Here is a 13758-nt window from a genome sequence, read left to right on the forward strand (position 1 = left end):
ACCCTCCTACTTAATTTTTAAGTGTTTAAACATATGTTTGAAGCATTTCCCAGAATCGAGGATAACTAAGATTCATTTCCCATAAAGCAACACCCTGTATATCCTTCTGAGAGGCGAGATCCAGCTTGTCTCTCAAGCTACGGGGATCTTCAAAATACACAGTGTGGCGAACTCCCATCTCCTCATAACGGAAAAACATACTATGTTGAGTCGCATCCCATCGTAACGGGGCACCGTGACGTCGTGCCAACTCAATGGCCCTTGTATAGCCAATGACTTTGGCTCCCCCTCGCTCTGTCCAATCATACCCGTAAAGCGGGATTCCCATATAGATCTTATGAGGGGGAATAGTAGCCAAACCGTAATTTAAAATATCGTTAACCCAAGGTATGGAGGCAACAGAACCCGGGGCACTTCCTGGCCAATGTTCCTCATACGTCATAAGAATCACCCCATCGACAGCCTGCCCAATCAGCTTGTAATCAAAGGCACCCTTCCACGGATCCAACGGATCGTTGCGATCCTTTGCCGGAACATCAATTGTAACCAGAAACTTCGCCTGTTGAAATAGAGCAGACCACGTTTGAATAAGCTGACTAAAAAGGGGTCTATCCAATGGAGCGGCTTTCTCTAAATCAAAATTGACTCCATCACATTGGTACTCAACCAAGAGATTCCTTATGTTTTGCCAAACGAGGTTCGAAAAATTACGATCTCGAACCAAACGTCCTATTAATAGAGTAGAAAACTGTCCTCGCAACGTTAGATTACTAACTGTCAAAAATACTTTGGCACCCAGGGCATGAGCTTCATTAATAAGCGATCGACTCGGACGCCCATAGAGAGCTCCATTGTTCTGAATAGAAATCTGAAAAAGCGCCAATTGACTAATGATAGTTCCATAGCGTTTGAGATAAGGATAGCCCTTAGCCTCTTGATTTAAACCATTATAAAAGGCAAACACCTTTAATGGCATACTTATACCCCCTTTCCGTCCATCATATGCATGGAGAGAATAAGAAGTGTAAGCATAAAAGCGGGCCTTTGAAAGGAAACTTCTTAGAAAAAGAAGTTATTTCGAATGACGTCGACCAAAAACGGCCAGCTTAGCCGTTTGGCGCATAAGAATGATGATAAGCAAAGAAAAAACGACCAAGAGTACTGCAAAGGCCCAAATCCATTGCCCCATGGCTCCGAGCACGGCGGCCACGCCAAAGCAAGCACTAATTCCGTACATTGAAAGTACAGCCTGTCGTTGGGTCAAGCCTGCATCTAGTAAACGATGGTGCAAATGTCCTCGGTCAGCCGTGGCGATAGACTGCCCGCGTAACTTACGCCGAATAATGGCAAAGGTTAGGTCCGTAACCGGCATACCCAAAACAAGAAGAGGAAAAACCAATCCCAGAATCGTTGCTGTTTTGAGTAGCCCCATGATGGAGATTCCCCCAATAATGTACCCAAGGAACATACTCCCCGAATCCCCCATAAAGACACGTGCCGGGGGGAAATTGAAAAAGAGGAATCCAAGGAGCGAACCTGCCAAAGCTAAAGTGAGGTGGGCAGCTGGAACTTGATCAATTCGGTTTGCAGACCAAAATAATAATAGTGCCACTATAAAACAAATCCCAGCTGCAAGACCATCCAACCCATCGGAAACATTAACGGTGTTAACCAATCCAACGACCCAAAAAATCATTAAAATAATACCGACGGCACTTAACCCGAGATCCCCAAAAATAACGGGATGATCGACGAATGGCAGGGAAATAAAATCCATAGAAAAATCAAAAAAGAAAAGTAGTGATGCCGCCGCAATTTGACAAAAAAGCTTAACTAAAGGGCGGATTTCACAAATATCATCCCATATGCCCACCGCCAAAATAACAGTGCTTCCAATAAATAGCCCCCAAATGGATTTATCCCACTCTTGCATGACTAAGGCTGCTATCCAGAAGGCAGCATAGATCGCCAAGCCGCCCAGTCGAGGGATCGGGCGATTATGGACATGCCGCCCACCCGGATAGGCAATCGCCCCCCATTGGCCTGCCAGTTTCATGGAAATCGGCGTAGCTAGCACTGCAATCACCAAGGCCATGACAAACGTTAACGCAAAGGTCATGATTGTTTCACCACTCTCCACACCTTTCTAGACAAGCCCCGGGAAACCCCATTGTCGTAATGCTTCGTAAACTACAACTGCTACAGAATTCGATAAATTTAAGGAACGAGCTTCAGTGCGCATTGGCAAACGAAGAGTTGTGTCTGGATATCGTGCCAAAATTTCTGGTGCTAATCCTTTTGTTTCCTTACCGAAAAGCAGATATCCTCCCTGCTCATAGTTGATGTCAGTATGAGTTCGTCCACCTTTTGTGGTCGCTAAATAACGCGGACCCACTGGGTTCTTTTCCTCAAATTCAGCGAAGTTTTCATAGATAGAAATATCAAGAAGGTTCCAGTAGTCCAAGCCCGCTCGTTTAAGTTGCTTGTCATCAATACTAAACCCTAATGGCTTTACCAAATGAAGTGATGCTCCAGTTACAGCACAAAGCCGAGCCACATTCCCTGTATTTGGTGGGATTTCCGGCTCAACCATAACAATATTCAGGTGCTTGTTCAAGACTTAAATTCCCCTTTCAATGACACGCCGCACAGTTTCCACGACACCCCGACGAACAATTTCCACCCCCGGTCCCTCCTGACACTCCGAGACTTGAAAACCCAGAGATCTGCTTCATGAGGCCCTCGTGCCCACACTCAAGACACTTCAGGAAATCACCATTTTCCCCCATCTGACACAATTCCGTTGTTTGAACGCCACAACTTGGACACCCGAATTCGTACATAGGCAATTTGATGATACCTCCTAGGACATGAAGTTTCATTTCTATTGCACTATTATAACCTGAAATTGGGCTAAACCCAAACTATAATATCGAAGCAAGTCAGTTTTCCACATCTCGCAGAGTGCTTATCCTGTTCTAACAGATATTCTGTATACTTTCACCAAAACCACTAGATGTTCCCTCTCGTTTTTGGTAAAGTTAATACCAACTTCAAAGGAGGAATGTACCATGGGGCAAAGCCTGACTCAGAAAATACTTGCATCACACCTAGTCTCTGGTGACTTGGAACAAGGAAACGAAATCGCACTTCGGATCGATCAAACGTTAACCCAGGACGCCACAGGAACTATGGCTTATTTACAATTTGAAGCCATGAATCTTTCTAGAGTTCAAACCGAGTGTTCGGTAAGTTATATAGATCATAACACCCTACAGACTGGATTTGAAAATGCAGATGACCACGCCTTTCTGCAAAGCGCAGCCGCCCGGTTTGGGGCGTATTTTTCACGACCGGGAAACGGAATTTGTCACCAGGTCCATCTTGAACGCTTCGCTAAGCCCGGAAAAACGTTACTTGGATCCGACAGTCATACCCCCACTGCTGGTGGAATGGGAATGCTTGCTATGGGTGCCGGGGGGCTTGATGTTGCCGTGGCAATGGGTGGAGGACCTTTTTATCTTCCCAACCCCAAAGTCCTTCGTGTCTGGCTGAACGGACAGCTTTCTGAATGGGTTTCAGCCAAAGATATCATTTTGGAAATTCTTCGTACTCTCACTGTCAAAGGGGGCGTCGGTAAAATCATCGAATACGCCGGGCCAGGCGTGAAAACCCTTACTGTCCCAGAGCGCTCCACCATTACCAATATGGGAGCAGAATTAGGGGCATCTTCTTCTATATTTCCCAGCGACGAACAGACCCTCCGTTTTCTAGAAGCACAAGGAAGAGCAGAGGACTGGGTTCCTCTCTCTGCCGACAAAGATGCCTCCTATGATGAAGAACTTAGAATCGATCTTTCCCAGCTTGTCCCACTGGTCGCCCAACCCCATAGTCCAGACAACGTAGTCCCCGTGAGTGATCTTGCGACCACGCCCGTGCAACAGGTTGCTATTGGAAGTTGTACGAACTCCTCGTACCAAGACCTAATGCGAGTGAGTCAGATTCTTAAAGGTAAACACGTTCATCCCAGCGTCAGCTTAGTCATTTCACCTGGATCCCGCCAAGTTTTAACCATGCTTGCCGACAATGGAGCCTTGACAAATCTTCTAGACAGCGGCGCACGACTGCTTGAATCCACATGTGGCCCATGTATTGGAATGGGACAATCGCCCGTTTCTAAAGCTGTCTCTGTTCGAACTTTTAACCGAAATTTTAAGGGCCGTAGCGGGACGCAAGATGCATCTGTATTTCTTGCCAGCCCTGAAGTTGCGTCAGCTTGTGCTTTGACAGGCTATATAACAGACCCCAGAACCTTGGGAACCTCATCCAACGTGGATTATCCACAGCAATTCCGCATCGACGATAGCATGATTTTACCACCCGGTGATCCTGATACCCCAATTCAGCGCGGTCCGAACATTCAGCCACTTCCTCTGGCCCCTGCGCTAGACAACACCCTTGACTTGCCCATTATCTTAAAGCTTGGGGATAATGTGACGACAGACGATATCATGCCTGCAGGGTCTAAGATTCTTCCTCTTCGTTCGAATATCCCGGCTATTTCTGAGTATACCTTTCACAAGATCGACCCTCAGTTTGCTGCCAAAGCAAAAGACTTAAAACAAAGCGTTATTGTTGCAGGGCATAATTATGGTCAGGGCTCAAGTCGTGAACACGCTGCCCTTGCCCCTATGTACTTGGGGCTACGCGTAGTTCTAGCTCAGAGTTTTGCCCGTATCCACCGTGCTAACCTGATTAACTTTGGCATTCTTCCACTCACCTTTGTCAACGAAGAAGACCTTACCCGTTTTGAGTCAGGGATGATTCTACACCTCTCAGGCCTACATCAGGCCATTCAAACTCCTGGTCCCTTTGCCCTTACCACTGACAACGACGCGAACCCAATTTTGGTCAGACATGATCTCACCGAACGCCAAGCCAAAATCCTTCTCGCCGGTGGACTTCTTAATTCAACAAAAGCGGCATATTAATGTTTATTTCCATAGCTTATTCTGTTATATAGAAGCAAAGCATGTTATGATATTTATAGCTTTAAAAGAGGTGTATATTATGCTTACTACAGAGGATCACAAACTACTCAAACTTATCGAGGAAAATTGCCGCTTAACCCCTGAAGAACTTTCTATTCAAACCGGATTGACGCCTGAATACATCACCAAGAGGATCAAAGAGTGGGAAGAAGAAAGGGTTATAGTGGATTATCGCCCACTGATCAACTGGGCCCGAACTGGAGACGAAAAGGTTTCTGCCCTCATTGAAGTAAGAGTCTTACCTCAACGGGGTTTCGGGTTTGACAAGATTGCCAAACGACTGCAAAAATTTCCAGAGATAAAGTCGTTGTTGCTCATGTCTGGAGGGTATGACCTAGCCTTGCTCATCGAAGGAAAAACTATGCAAGAAGTCGCACTTTTTGTCGCCGAAAAACTGGCTCCTCTTGAACATGTTCAGAGTACAGCCACTCATTTTGTACTTCGCCGCTATAAGCAAGACGGGGTCGAGCTTATGGGAGAGGAAGAGACCATTCAACGTCTCGTGGTTTCCCCATGAATCGTTATCTCGCCTCCCATGTCGCCAACCTCCCTCCCTCAGGGATCCGCAAGTTCTTTGATCTTGTCGCAACCATGAAAGATGTCATTTCATTAGGGGTCGGAGAACCTGATTTTGTAACTCCTTGGACTGTACGTGAAAGTGGCATTTTTTCTTTAGAACAAGGACAGACCATGTATACTAGTAACGCTGGCCTCTTTGAACTGCGTGAAGAACTTTCCCACCATTTAGCGACCTCTTTAGGACTTTCCTACAATCCGCTTGACGAGATTCTGATCACCTCGGGAGCAAGCGAAGCCGTCGACCTCGTGATGCGCGCTGTGCTTGCACCCGGAGATGTTGTCTTAGTCCCTGATCCCTCCTATGTATCCTATGCCCCTTGCGCCACGTTGGCTGGGGCAAGTGTTCGCTATGTTCCGACCCATGCCAAAGAAGCCTTTCGTTTACGTGTAGAAGACTTAACCCAAGCTTATTCGCCCAAGGCCAAGCTCTTAGTTCTGTCCTACCCCAATAATCCGACCGGTGCGATCATGCAACGCGAGGACCTTCTCCCCATTGCAGATTTTGTGGCCAAGCACGATCTACTCGTTCTTGCCGATGATATTTATTCCGATCTCACCTATGCTGGAGCACATACCTCTTTCGCAAGTTTGCCAGGCATGCACGACCGCACTCTCTTTGTCAGTGGCTTCTCGAAATCCTACGCCATGACCGGCTGGAGAATTGGGTACGTTGCCGGACATAAAGACCTCATCGGAGGTATGACTAAAATTCATCAATACACCATGCTTTGCGCCCCCATCACAGGACAATTCGCAGCCTTAGAAGCGCTACGTTCTGCCTCAGAAGCCAAAACAGATATGGTCACAGCCTATGATCGCCGACGCCGCCTCATGGTTCACGGTTTTCGGCAAATGGGTTTGGACTGTTTCGAGCCCTTAGGAGCCTTCTATGTTTTTCCAAATATTTCCATTACTAACTTATCTTCGGAAGAGTTTGCCGAAGAACTCTTAAAAGAAGAAAAAGTAGCCGTTGTTCCTGGCACCGCCTTCGGACCATCTGGTGAAGGACATATTCGCTGTTCTTATGCCTATTCCACGGAACAACTTCAAGAAGCCCTCAAACGAATTGCACATTTTGTTAAGCCCAGACTTGCCTGAAAGACTTCCTTCCTGGATAAGGTGCAAGTTGGGGGACGGTTCTTGAACTTGCATCATCATAAAATAAACTCGATTAACTTAAAGAGCCAGTCGTTGATTATTGAAAGATAAATGTTAGACTACCTAGTTAATTGTTGCAAATATGGAGCAATGATTGGAGGAACTAACTTATCCTTTTCTCGTTCTGCCAACCAAAGTTTATAACGGGAATCCTTAATATTGCGCATGACCAGAAAGGCGTTTCTCTGAAGAACACCCTTTCCACGCCATCCCGCGGCCGTCGTTTTGAAATGTTGTTGAAACTCTCCTTTGCTTAAATTGAGAGTATCGAGTAAATCAACGCCACGGCGCAGCGGGAATACAGACGAGGACGGGGCAAAGGAAGAGAGCGCCTTTTGTTCGTCGTGAATCCTTTTTTGGTTGTGTGGACAAACCTCCTGACAAGTATCACACCCGAAAATTCGCATTCCAAGGAGTCCACACTCCACCTGCGTGAGAACCTCTTTACTCTGCGTAAGATAAGAGACGCAGTGTTTGGCCGCGAACGGTTCTTGCCCGATGATCTGCGCTGGACATGCTTCGGCACATCTTTGACAGGCTCCACATTGATCCAGCATGGGGGGATGATCTGGTTCAATCTCTTGATCTAGTAGGAGTAAAGCTAAGGCCACAAACGAACCATAACCCGGGATAATAAGGTGTTGATTGCGGCCGATCCAACCAAGCCCCGCCCGAACTGCAAAGGCACGCTCCACTAATGGCCCAGTATCCACTTGCCAGCGAAAGGTCCCTGGCCAACCCTCAATAACCATGGTCTGTACCAGGACATTTATCTTTTGTTGAAGAACACGATGATAGTCTTCTCCCACTGCAGAGCGGGCAATCACACCCTCTCCTTCCTTAGATGGTAGTGTGGATGGGAGCGGATAAGCCAGGGCGACCACTGTCAGACAGCTTTGCCAATTCGCTTGGGGATCGATCCGTTGCTCAATTTCCTTATCTTCAAAAGGAGCCGCCACTCCTTGATCCATCCGAGCCTTTAACAATTGGGCCAAACCGTTAATTGGGTCCGCTGTGGTAAAACCGACTGAAACAAAACCCAATTCATATCCCCATGTTTTAATATTTGTTTTCCACCGTATTTGTTCGACCGCTTCCATAGTTCCTCCTCAAGCGAAACCTGCACGAAAGAATGGCGTGTAGGTTCATTGGCATCCGTGAGAAGTATAACTTTCTAAAGACACAAATGCAACTAAAGCTCATGCAAGTCAAGAACCGTCCCTTACTTGCACCTGACTTACATATAAAGAAACTTGGCTAGCGCAAGCCCTGGCGAAGGCTGTCGACTTAGTTGCGCTTATACCTCCAGAAGCAAAAAAACAAACCTCTCACTTAAGTGAGGGGTTTGTTTCACACTATCGATTGACTTTCTTAGAACAATCGGTCCAAAAGCCCTTTGAAAGCAGCTGCATGACGAGCTTCGTCTTTCGACGCTCTCTCAAAGAATTCCACGGCCGCCATGTTTCCATCCTTACGGGCTATTTCTGCTGCTTCAGCTTTTCCCTTTTGAGCTCCGAGTTCTGCCTCAACACGCCATGCTAGATTTTCCTTGGTGGACTTAACCTTGCCTCGAATGGCATAGATTTCGGACGCATGAGCGGCCTCTTCTTGCCCAATCTTCATAAAGGCCTGAGCAACTTCGGGGTAGCCCTCTTCTTCCGCTTTCTTGGCAAAAGCATAATACATGCCAACTTCTTCAGTTTCTCCATCCCAGTTTCCCGATAAATTACCCGCCGTCTTATTTTCGTCAGCCGACAAAAGTACAAATTTCTCCTTAGGAGCCCCACACATCGGACAACGATCCGGTGCCTCATCTCCTTCATGAATATATCCACATACACTACATTGCCATTTCTTCATTACTAAGTTACCCCCTTCATTCTTATAAGCTATCAACTATAAAAAGCGCCCTTACTTACTTGCTCTGAAAAAAGCGTAGGTCATTGGATCCCCTTCTTGTAGGATCTCTCCGGCTGTTACATCCGCAAGAAATAACGTATGTGTTCCTGCATCCAACTGCCCCATAACCGTTGCTTCCATGGTTACTAGCGAATCATTAAGTAAAAAGACTCCCGATTCTCCACGATGAACTGCTAACCCTTCAAACTTATTAACATCGCGACCTGAGCGATATCCGAACCCACGAGCATAATCGTGACCTGTTTGATTTAGTACTGAGACGCCAAACTTGCCACTTTTTTGAATTAATTCGTGAGTAAAGTTTTGCTTATTGATTCCAATCGCCAATCTCGCCGGCTCTGCTGTAACTTGAAAACAAGTGTTAGCACATTGACCATTATCCCTGCCTTCAGCCTGAGCCGTAATAATATAGAGACCATACGAAATCCGGTAAAGCGCTTGACGAATAGCCGTTGCTTTGTCCGGTTGCTCGCTTACCGTTTTTATGACCGATTTAACTTCATTGGACTTACTAGCTTCATCCTCTGTTACAAGTTCAAAGAAACTTGCATCTACACCGCAAATTGGACATATTTCCGGCGGATTTTCGCCATTATGAATGTAACCGCATACAGTACAACGCCAACGTTTCTCCATTTACCATAACAACTCCCCTCATTGTAATAATTATAACTTTATAATTTGTACAGGTCAAGTAATTTTCCTGTACTTCCATTATTTATTTAATCCAATCCTCAGCGCAATCGTATTCCTTAATGACATCAGTCATGACTTTTTGAAGAAACCATATTCCCGCTCGAGAAACCGGGGATCATTCAGGTTATTCTTTGCATCAAGCATGACTTGTCGACGAACCTGTTCTTTGAACTGACCGAACTTTTCTCCTTCGAGCCCCTTTCCATGGGTATATTCTCCGAAATAAGCCCAATTCAGCAGATTATCTCGTTCCAATAAAAAGGCACATTCACTTCTAATTTGCTCCTGAATCCAGTTAAACCGTTCTATTGTTTCTTCTTCAACCTGTTTTCCACCAAGAAAATCCGCTCGCCACAGGTCAAGCAGGTCCTCTACCCTTTGTTTGTTGTAAACTTGCCCATTCCAGCCAATTTCCCAAGCAAAGTGGCGCATCTTACTGCGAACCTTAGGATGTTCAGCTTCCCCTTTTAAGGCACTCATAAAGGTCAGTGTCCCTACCATATGATGCCCTACTAAATATTCGAGTTCTCGTTCTCCCTTATTCCCTCCGGGGAGAACCATGCTCCATTGGAAGCGGGGCAAAATTTCCCTAACCAATCGAGCACTCTCCCTTTCATGTTGGAGAAAGTGCCGTTTTCCTGCTGGAACTAATTCGAAATGTTTTTTTGCCTTCGCTTGTGTTGCAGTTATACGTTTTATAACTATAGTATCTGGATAGTTATCCAGCCTTCCACCGCGAACTTCAACATTCTTGTCTTTCCATCTCTCAAGATTCTTATCAACTAACTTGAACCCCTCTACTTGATAGCCCTGATTGGTTAAGCGCACAGTTCCCCAAACATAACATTCCCGGCTGGCTGTTTCCCATTTCCCCATGTCATGAAATAACGCAGCCAACCGCAATAACACTCGATTAGGCGTATTTCTCACGACATGCCGAGTATGTTCCCAAGCATCCTTTGTATGATAGCGATTTTGCACTAGTCCTTTAAGCCGCGCCAATTCAGGGATGTACATTTGCCAATACCCTAAGTCATCAAGAAGTCCCAGTGCTTTGTCAATCTCTTCTAAAACTAGAATTCGAGCTAATTCTTCAGTGACCCGCTCAGAAGAAACTTTATGTAATAGTGAGAGGTTATCGACTGCAGCCTGCCACGTCTCCTGTTCAATTTCAAAACCGTACCGGACCGATAGGCGTATGAGTCGCATAATTCTCAACGGATCTTCCACAAAACGATCTACTGCACAGCCGCATGCTCTCAGTCGTCTTTCATCTAAATCCTGCAGACCCCCTAAAGGGTCTTTGATCTCTCCAGTCCGAACATCTTGATAAATCGCATTCAGTGTGAAATCCCTGCGCAGGGCATCCTTTTCCACCTCTCCGGAGAAAGACGCAATGTCCAAACGCTCTGTCTCCTTGAACAAACTGACCGTCTGAAGGTGTGCCCCTATCACGTGTGGCGTATAGCCCCAATCAGACAGTTTTATCTCTATTTCCTGGAGGGGAAGTGTTGTAACCACATCCACGTCTTTTGCAGGGATCCCCAATTGTGCATCGCGAACTGCCCCACCAACTATGTAGAGTGGACCTAGGTCACTGAGTTTTTTCAGGATCTCTCGTTGGAACGATGTGCCAATCATGCAACCCCTCCGTTCGCTTTTACATTTATGGTTATGCTTATGTTCTCTTTGCTATAAGCCATTAATAAACATAAACATTTTCTCCAACAAATCGATTTTCTACTCTTGATTAGTGGTCCACGTTTTAACAGAGTACGGAAATTTTTGGCCCAATTTGAATATGCCATGTGCTTACTGGACCACATTCCCCATCAAGATCCGAAGAGATCGATCGATCCGTATGTACCGTCAGTTCTGCTGTCTGAAATTCTTTGATTTTTTCGCCATCAACTTTTTCTCCACGCAAAACTTTTAAGAGGAGTCGAATAGTTTCAGGCCAGCCTGCTGCCGGAACCATTAAGATATCCAGTTTCCCATCAGTCAAAGAAGCCCTTGGCACAAGTTGTCTCATTCCCCCAACCGAAAGACCATTTACGGCCATAAACAAGACAACCTCTTCAATACATCGTTGGCCGTCATTCTCAAACTCAACCCGAAAGGGCCGAAATGAAGGGAGGGTCTCAATCCCTTTGAGAAAATAGGCCAATTGCCCGAGTGTATTCTTGACGCGAGTATCCACCTTTTGGGATACATCCGTTAAAAGTCCTGCACTTGCCACATTAACAAAATATCGATCGTTGAGCTTTCCTGTATCCATCTCAAAAATGTTTCCCTTAGCTATGACTTTACACGCTTCCGGAATACTTTTCGGTAAGCGCAACGCATAGGCCAAATCATTCGCGGTTCCCACGGGCAAAATGCCAAGTGCAGGACGTTGTTTCGCCGAAACGTGTAGCAATCCGTTCACCGCTTGATGAATACTTCCATCTCCTCCAGCAATAACCAAGCGATCTACATCCGTGCTTTGAGCCGAGATCTGTTCAATATCTTCGGGAGAAGACGCCCGATGAACGCATACCTGATTGCCACCTTCTTGAAAAACACGGATCACAGTATCCAGTTGGGCGGTTAATTTACGTCGCCCTGCGTAGGGATTATAGATCAACCGCAATCGTTTACTTTTCATGGCTGTTGTTCATCGACTCCTTGTCAAGCTCTAGCTTACGTTCTTCCAATCGCGTGTGTAACTGGCGAATTTTCGTATTCAGTAAGTGCGCATTAAACAGAAAAACGGTGGCAAGAATAACGGCGATTAAACCGCTCTGAATTAACACGGCCCTCGTTTCATCGTACGGAAAAGCATGGATTACCATATACTCCATAATAAGATTGGCAATCGGAAAGAATAGCGCTTCTATAGCGAGCCCTCGAAAAATAAGAATCCATAGATCTTTATTGCTCTTATCCTCCTGAAACCCTTTACGGATCAAAAGCCCCAAAGCCAGAATTGCACCAGCAAAAAAAGCGATCAGACCATATTTACCTATGGCCACCCCAACATTAAGATTAGCGCCCAAGCCCCATAATACAGCGCCTAAGAAAATTGAAAGCAGCTTATTAATCACGATACCCCTCCATAAATATTCCCAGTAATAGTTTCTCCAAATGGTGTTTTCAGATTTTCAGGATTTAAAGCCTCAAGCTCTGGTAAGACAAAGCGCCCATCTTTTCGGATTAGCTTTTCATCAAAGTAAATCTCTCCACCGCCATAGTCTGGTCTTTGAATACACACTAAATCCCAGTGAATAGCGGATTTATTTCCATTGTCGCAATCGTCATAACAGGCTCCGGGAGTGAAATGGAAACTTCCATCAATCTTTTCATCAAACAATGTGTCCTTTATGGGTGTCTGAATATACGGATTAACCCCGATAGCAAATTCGCCAACGTAACGTGCTCCCTCGTCGGTATTAAAGACGGATTCAATTCGTTCCGTATCGTTGGCAGTTGCTTTAACAATCTTTCCGTTTTCAAAGTCTAAAACGACAGTATCATAAGTGAAACCCTGGTAAAGTGACGGTGTGTTATAGCTAATTCGTCCCTTGATTGATTCTTTCAGTGGGGCACTAAATACCTCTCCATCAGGGATATTAAGGCGTCCGTCACATTTAATGGCTGGCATCCCTTTGATAGAGAATTCCAAATTCGTTCCTGGTCCAACAATATGTACACGATCCGTTTTCTCCATCAAGTCCTTCAGCGGATCCATGGCCCTCGACATCTTAGAATAATCCAAGTTACACACATCAAAGTAAAAATCCTCAAAACCTTCAAGGCTCGTATTCGCTAATTGAGCCATTGCAGGATTTGGATATCTCAACACACACCAACGAGTATGGGGCACCCGTTGCTCCGAATGCACAGGTTTTTGGTAGTGAGACGCATATAGTTTCATGCTTTCACTAGGGACGTCTGCCCACTCATTGACATTTTCTCCCGCCCGAATTCCAATATAAGCTTGCATTTCTTTCATGCGTGCTAGATCCCAACGCGTCATGGCTTCCGCCTGCTCCACTGAGAATTCTTTCAATACTTCTCGTAGTAAGGTATGATTAATAGTAGATACAAACGGCATTCCACCTGCTTGATAGGCATAGCGCACTAGCGCTTGGGCAAGTGGAATATCTTGGCCTATCACTTCAATAAGAATCTTTTCGCTGGGTTTAAGGGCAATCGAGTAATTGATTAAAGAATCGGCGAGTTTTTCAATACGGGAGTCTTTCATTTTTGGGCCTCCTTACAATCTCTATCAGGCAAAGACATATATGAAGTTTATATTCTTCATGCTTGATAATTTTCCTTTTTATCGTCAATTTTATGTCAGAAAGGGAGG

The 13758-nt window shown here is 45.5% G+C and carries 14 protein-coding genes; 3 read left to right on the forward strand and 11 right to left on the reverse strand.

Annotated elements, in window-relative coordinates:
- Positions 1-25: 25 nt before the first annotated feature.
- The 4 genes from DSOL_RS06385 to DSOL_RS06400 form a co-directional block, all read right to left on the reverse strand.
- Positions 26-976 (reverse strand): glycosyl hydrolase family 18 protein, encoded by a 951-nt coding sequence (locus DSOL_RS06385; RefSeq protein ID WP_075364042.1) that lies wholly within the window; start codon positions 974-976, stop codon positions 26-28.
- Between the two features lie 96 nt (positions 977-1072).
- Complete coding sequence (locus DSOL_RS06390; protein ID WP_075364043.1) at positions 1073-2119, reverse strand: MraY family glycosyltransferase; 1047 nt, start codon at positions 2117-2119, stop codon at positions 1073-1075.
- Positions 2120-2146: 27 nt separating this feature from the next.
- Positions 2147-2593: a tRNA (cytidine(34)-2'-O)-methyltransferase gene (locus DSOL_RS06395; RefSeq protein ID WP_075364083.1), complete on the reverse strand. Its 447-nt coding sequence runs from the start codon at positions 2591-2593 to the stop codon at positions 2147-2149.
- Positions 2594-2633: 40 nt separating this feature from the next.
- The gene (locus DSOL_RS06400) at positions 2634-2882 is read right to left on the reverse strand and encodes an FmdB family zinc ribbon protein (protein ID WP_345788368.1); all 249 of its coding nucleotides are present in this window, start codon (positions 2880-2882) and stop codon (positions 2634-2636) included.
- Between the two features lie 189 nt (positions 2883-3071).
- Between DSOL_RS06400 and DSOL_RS06405 the strand changes: the two genes are divergently transcribed.
- From DSOL_RS06405 to DSOL_RS06415, 3 genes are all read left to right on the forward strand, one after another.
- A complete protein-coding gene (locus DSOL_RS06405) occupies positions 3072-4991 on the forward strand; it encodes an aconitate hydratase (protein ID WP_075364045.1) in 1920 nt (639 codons plus the stop codon).
- Between the two features lie 79 nt (positions 4992-5070).
- Positions 5071-5568, forward strand: a complete 498-nt coding sequence (locus DSOL_RS06410; protein WP_075364046.1) for an Lrp/AsnC family transcriptional regulator — start codon at positions 5071-5073, stop codon at positions 5566-5568.
- Positions 5565-6728 carry an aminotransferase class I/II-fold pyridoxal phosphate-dependent enzyme gene (locus DSOL_RS06415; protein WP_075364047.1) on the forward strand — a complete coding sequence of 388 codons (1164 nt, stop codon included), beginning with the start codon at positions 5565-5567 and terminating at the stop codon, positions 6726-6728. The genes DSOL_RS06410 and DSOL_RS06415 overlap by 4 nt, the downstream gene beginning before the upstream one ends.
- Before the next feature lie 119 nt (positions 6729-6847).
- Here DSOL_RS06415 and queG read toward each other — a convergent pair whose 3' ends face one another.
- The 7 genes from queG to DSOL_RS06450 all read right to left on the reverse strand — a co-directional run bounded on the left by queG (position 6848) and on the right by DSOL_RS06450 (position 13650).
- Entirely contained in the window at positions 6848-7888 is a 1041-nt protein-coding gene (gene queG / locus DSOL_RS06420) for a tRNA epoxyqueuosine(34) reductase QueG (protein WP_075364048.1), read from the reverse strand.
- A gap of 271 nt (positions 7889-8159) precedes the next feature.
- The gene (locus DSOL_RS06425; RefSeq protein ID WP_075364049.1) at positions 8160-8648 is read right to left on the reverse strand and encodes an NADH peroxidase; all 489 of its coding nucleotides are present in this window, start codon (positions 8646-8648) and stop codon (positions 8160-8162) included.
- 51 nt (positions 8649-8699) lie between these two features.
- A complete protein-coding gene (locus DSOL_RS06430) occupies positions 8700-9344 on the reverse strand; it encodes a flavin reductase (RefSeq protein ID WP_075364050.1) in 645 nt (214 codons plus the stop codon).
- 129 nt (positions 9345-9473) lie between these two features.
- The gene (locus DSOL_RS06435; RefSeq protein WP_075364051.1) at positions 9474-11045 is read right to left on the reverse strand and encodes a CCA tRNA nucleotidyltransferase; all 1572 of its coding nucleotides are present in this window, start codon (positions 11043-11045) and stop codon (positions 9474-9476) included.
- 124 nt (positions 11046-11169) lie between these two features.
- Positions 11170-12051: a diacylglycerol/lipid kinase family protein gene (locus DSOL_RS06440; RefSeq protein ID WP_075364052.1), complete on the reverse strand. Its 882-nt coding sequence runs from the start codon at positions 12049-12051 to the stop codon at positions 11170-11172.
- The gene (locus DSOL_RS06445; RefSeq protein WP_075364053.1) at positions 12041-12490 is read right to left on the reverse strand and encodes a hypothetical protein; all 450 of its coding nucleotides are present in this window, start codon (positions 12488-12490) and stop codon (positions 12041-12043) included. Before DSOL_RS06445 ends, DSOL_RS06440 begins: the two co-directional genes overlap by 11 nt.
- Positions 12487-13650 (reverse strand): aminopeptidase, encoded by a 1164-nt coding sequence (locus DSOL_RS06450; RefSeq protein ID WP_075364054.1) that lies wholly within the window; start codon positions 13648-13650, stop codon positions 12487-12489. The genes DSOL_RS06445 and DSOL_RS06450 overlap by 4 nt, the downstream gene beginning before the upstream one ends.
- Positions 13651-13758: the final 108 nt, after the last annotated feature.

This window comes from Desulfosporosinus metallidurans, assembly GCF_001936615.1.
GTDB classification, from domain to species: Bacteria; Bacillota; Desulfitobacteriia; order Desulfitobacteriales; family Desulfitobacteriaceae; genus Desulfosporosinus; species Desulfosporosinus metallidurans.

Excerpts from the sequence above, each read along its gene's own strand:
- DSOL_RS06450 (WP_075364054.1), bottom strand. The coding sequence starts at position 13,650 with ATGAAAGACTCCCGTATTGAAAAACTCGCCGATTCTTTAATCAATTAC.
- DSOL_RS06425 (WP_075364049.1), bottom strand. The coding sequence starts at position 8,648 with ATGAAGAAATGGCAATGTAGTGTATGTGGATATATTCATGAAGGAGAT.
- DSOL_RS06430 (WP_075364050.1), bottom strand. The coding sequence starts at position 9,344 with ATGGAGAAACGTTGGCGTTGTACTGTATGCGGTTACATTCATAATGGC.
- DSOL_RS06415 (WP_075364047.1), top strand. The coding sequence starts at position 5,565 with ATGAATCGTTATCTCGCCTCCCATGTCGCCAACCTCCCTCCCTCAGGG.
- DSOL_RS06435 (WP_075364051.1), bottom strand. The coding sequence starts at position 11,045 with ATGATTGGCACATCGTTCCAACGAGAGATCCTGAAAAAACTCAGTGAC.
- DSOL_RS06385 (WP_075364042.1), bottom strand. The coding sequence starts at position 976 with ATGCCATTAAAGGTGTTTGCCTTTTATAATGGTTTAAATCAAGAGGCT.
- queG (WP_075364048.1), bottom strand. The coding sequence starts at position 7,888 with ATGGAAGCGGTCGAACAAATACGGTGGAAAACAAATATTAAAACATGG.
- DSOL_RS06405 (WP_075364045.1), top strand. The coding sequence starts at position 3,072 with ATGGGGCAAAGCCTGACTCAGAAAATACTTGCATCACACCTAGTCTCT.
- DSOL_RS06440 (WP_075364052.1), bottom strand. The coding sequence starts at position 12,051 with ATGAAAAGTAAACGATTGCGGTTGATCTATAATCCCTACGCAGGGCGA.
- DSOL_RS06390 (WP_075364043.1), bottom strand. The coding sequence starts at position 2,119 with ATGACCTTTGCGTTAACGTTTGTCATGGCCTTGGTGATTGCAGTGCTA.
- DSOL_RS06400 (WP_345788368.1), bottom strand. The coding sequence starts at position 2,882 with ATGAAACTTCATGTCCTAGGAGGTATCATCAAATTGCCTATGTACGAA.
- DSOL_RS06395 (WP_075364083.1), bottom strand. The coding sequence starts at position 2,593 with ATGGTTGAGCCGGAAATCCCACCAAATACAGGGAATGTGGCTCGGCTT.
- DSOL_RS06410 (WP_075364046.1), top strand. The coding sequence starts at position 5,071 with ATGCTTACTACAGAGGATCACAAACTACTCAAACTTATCGAGGAAAAT.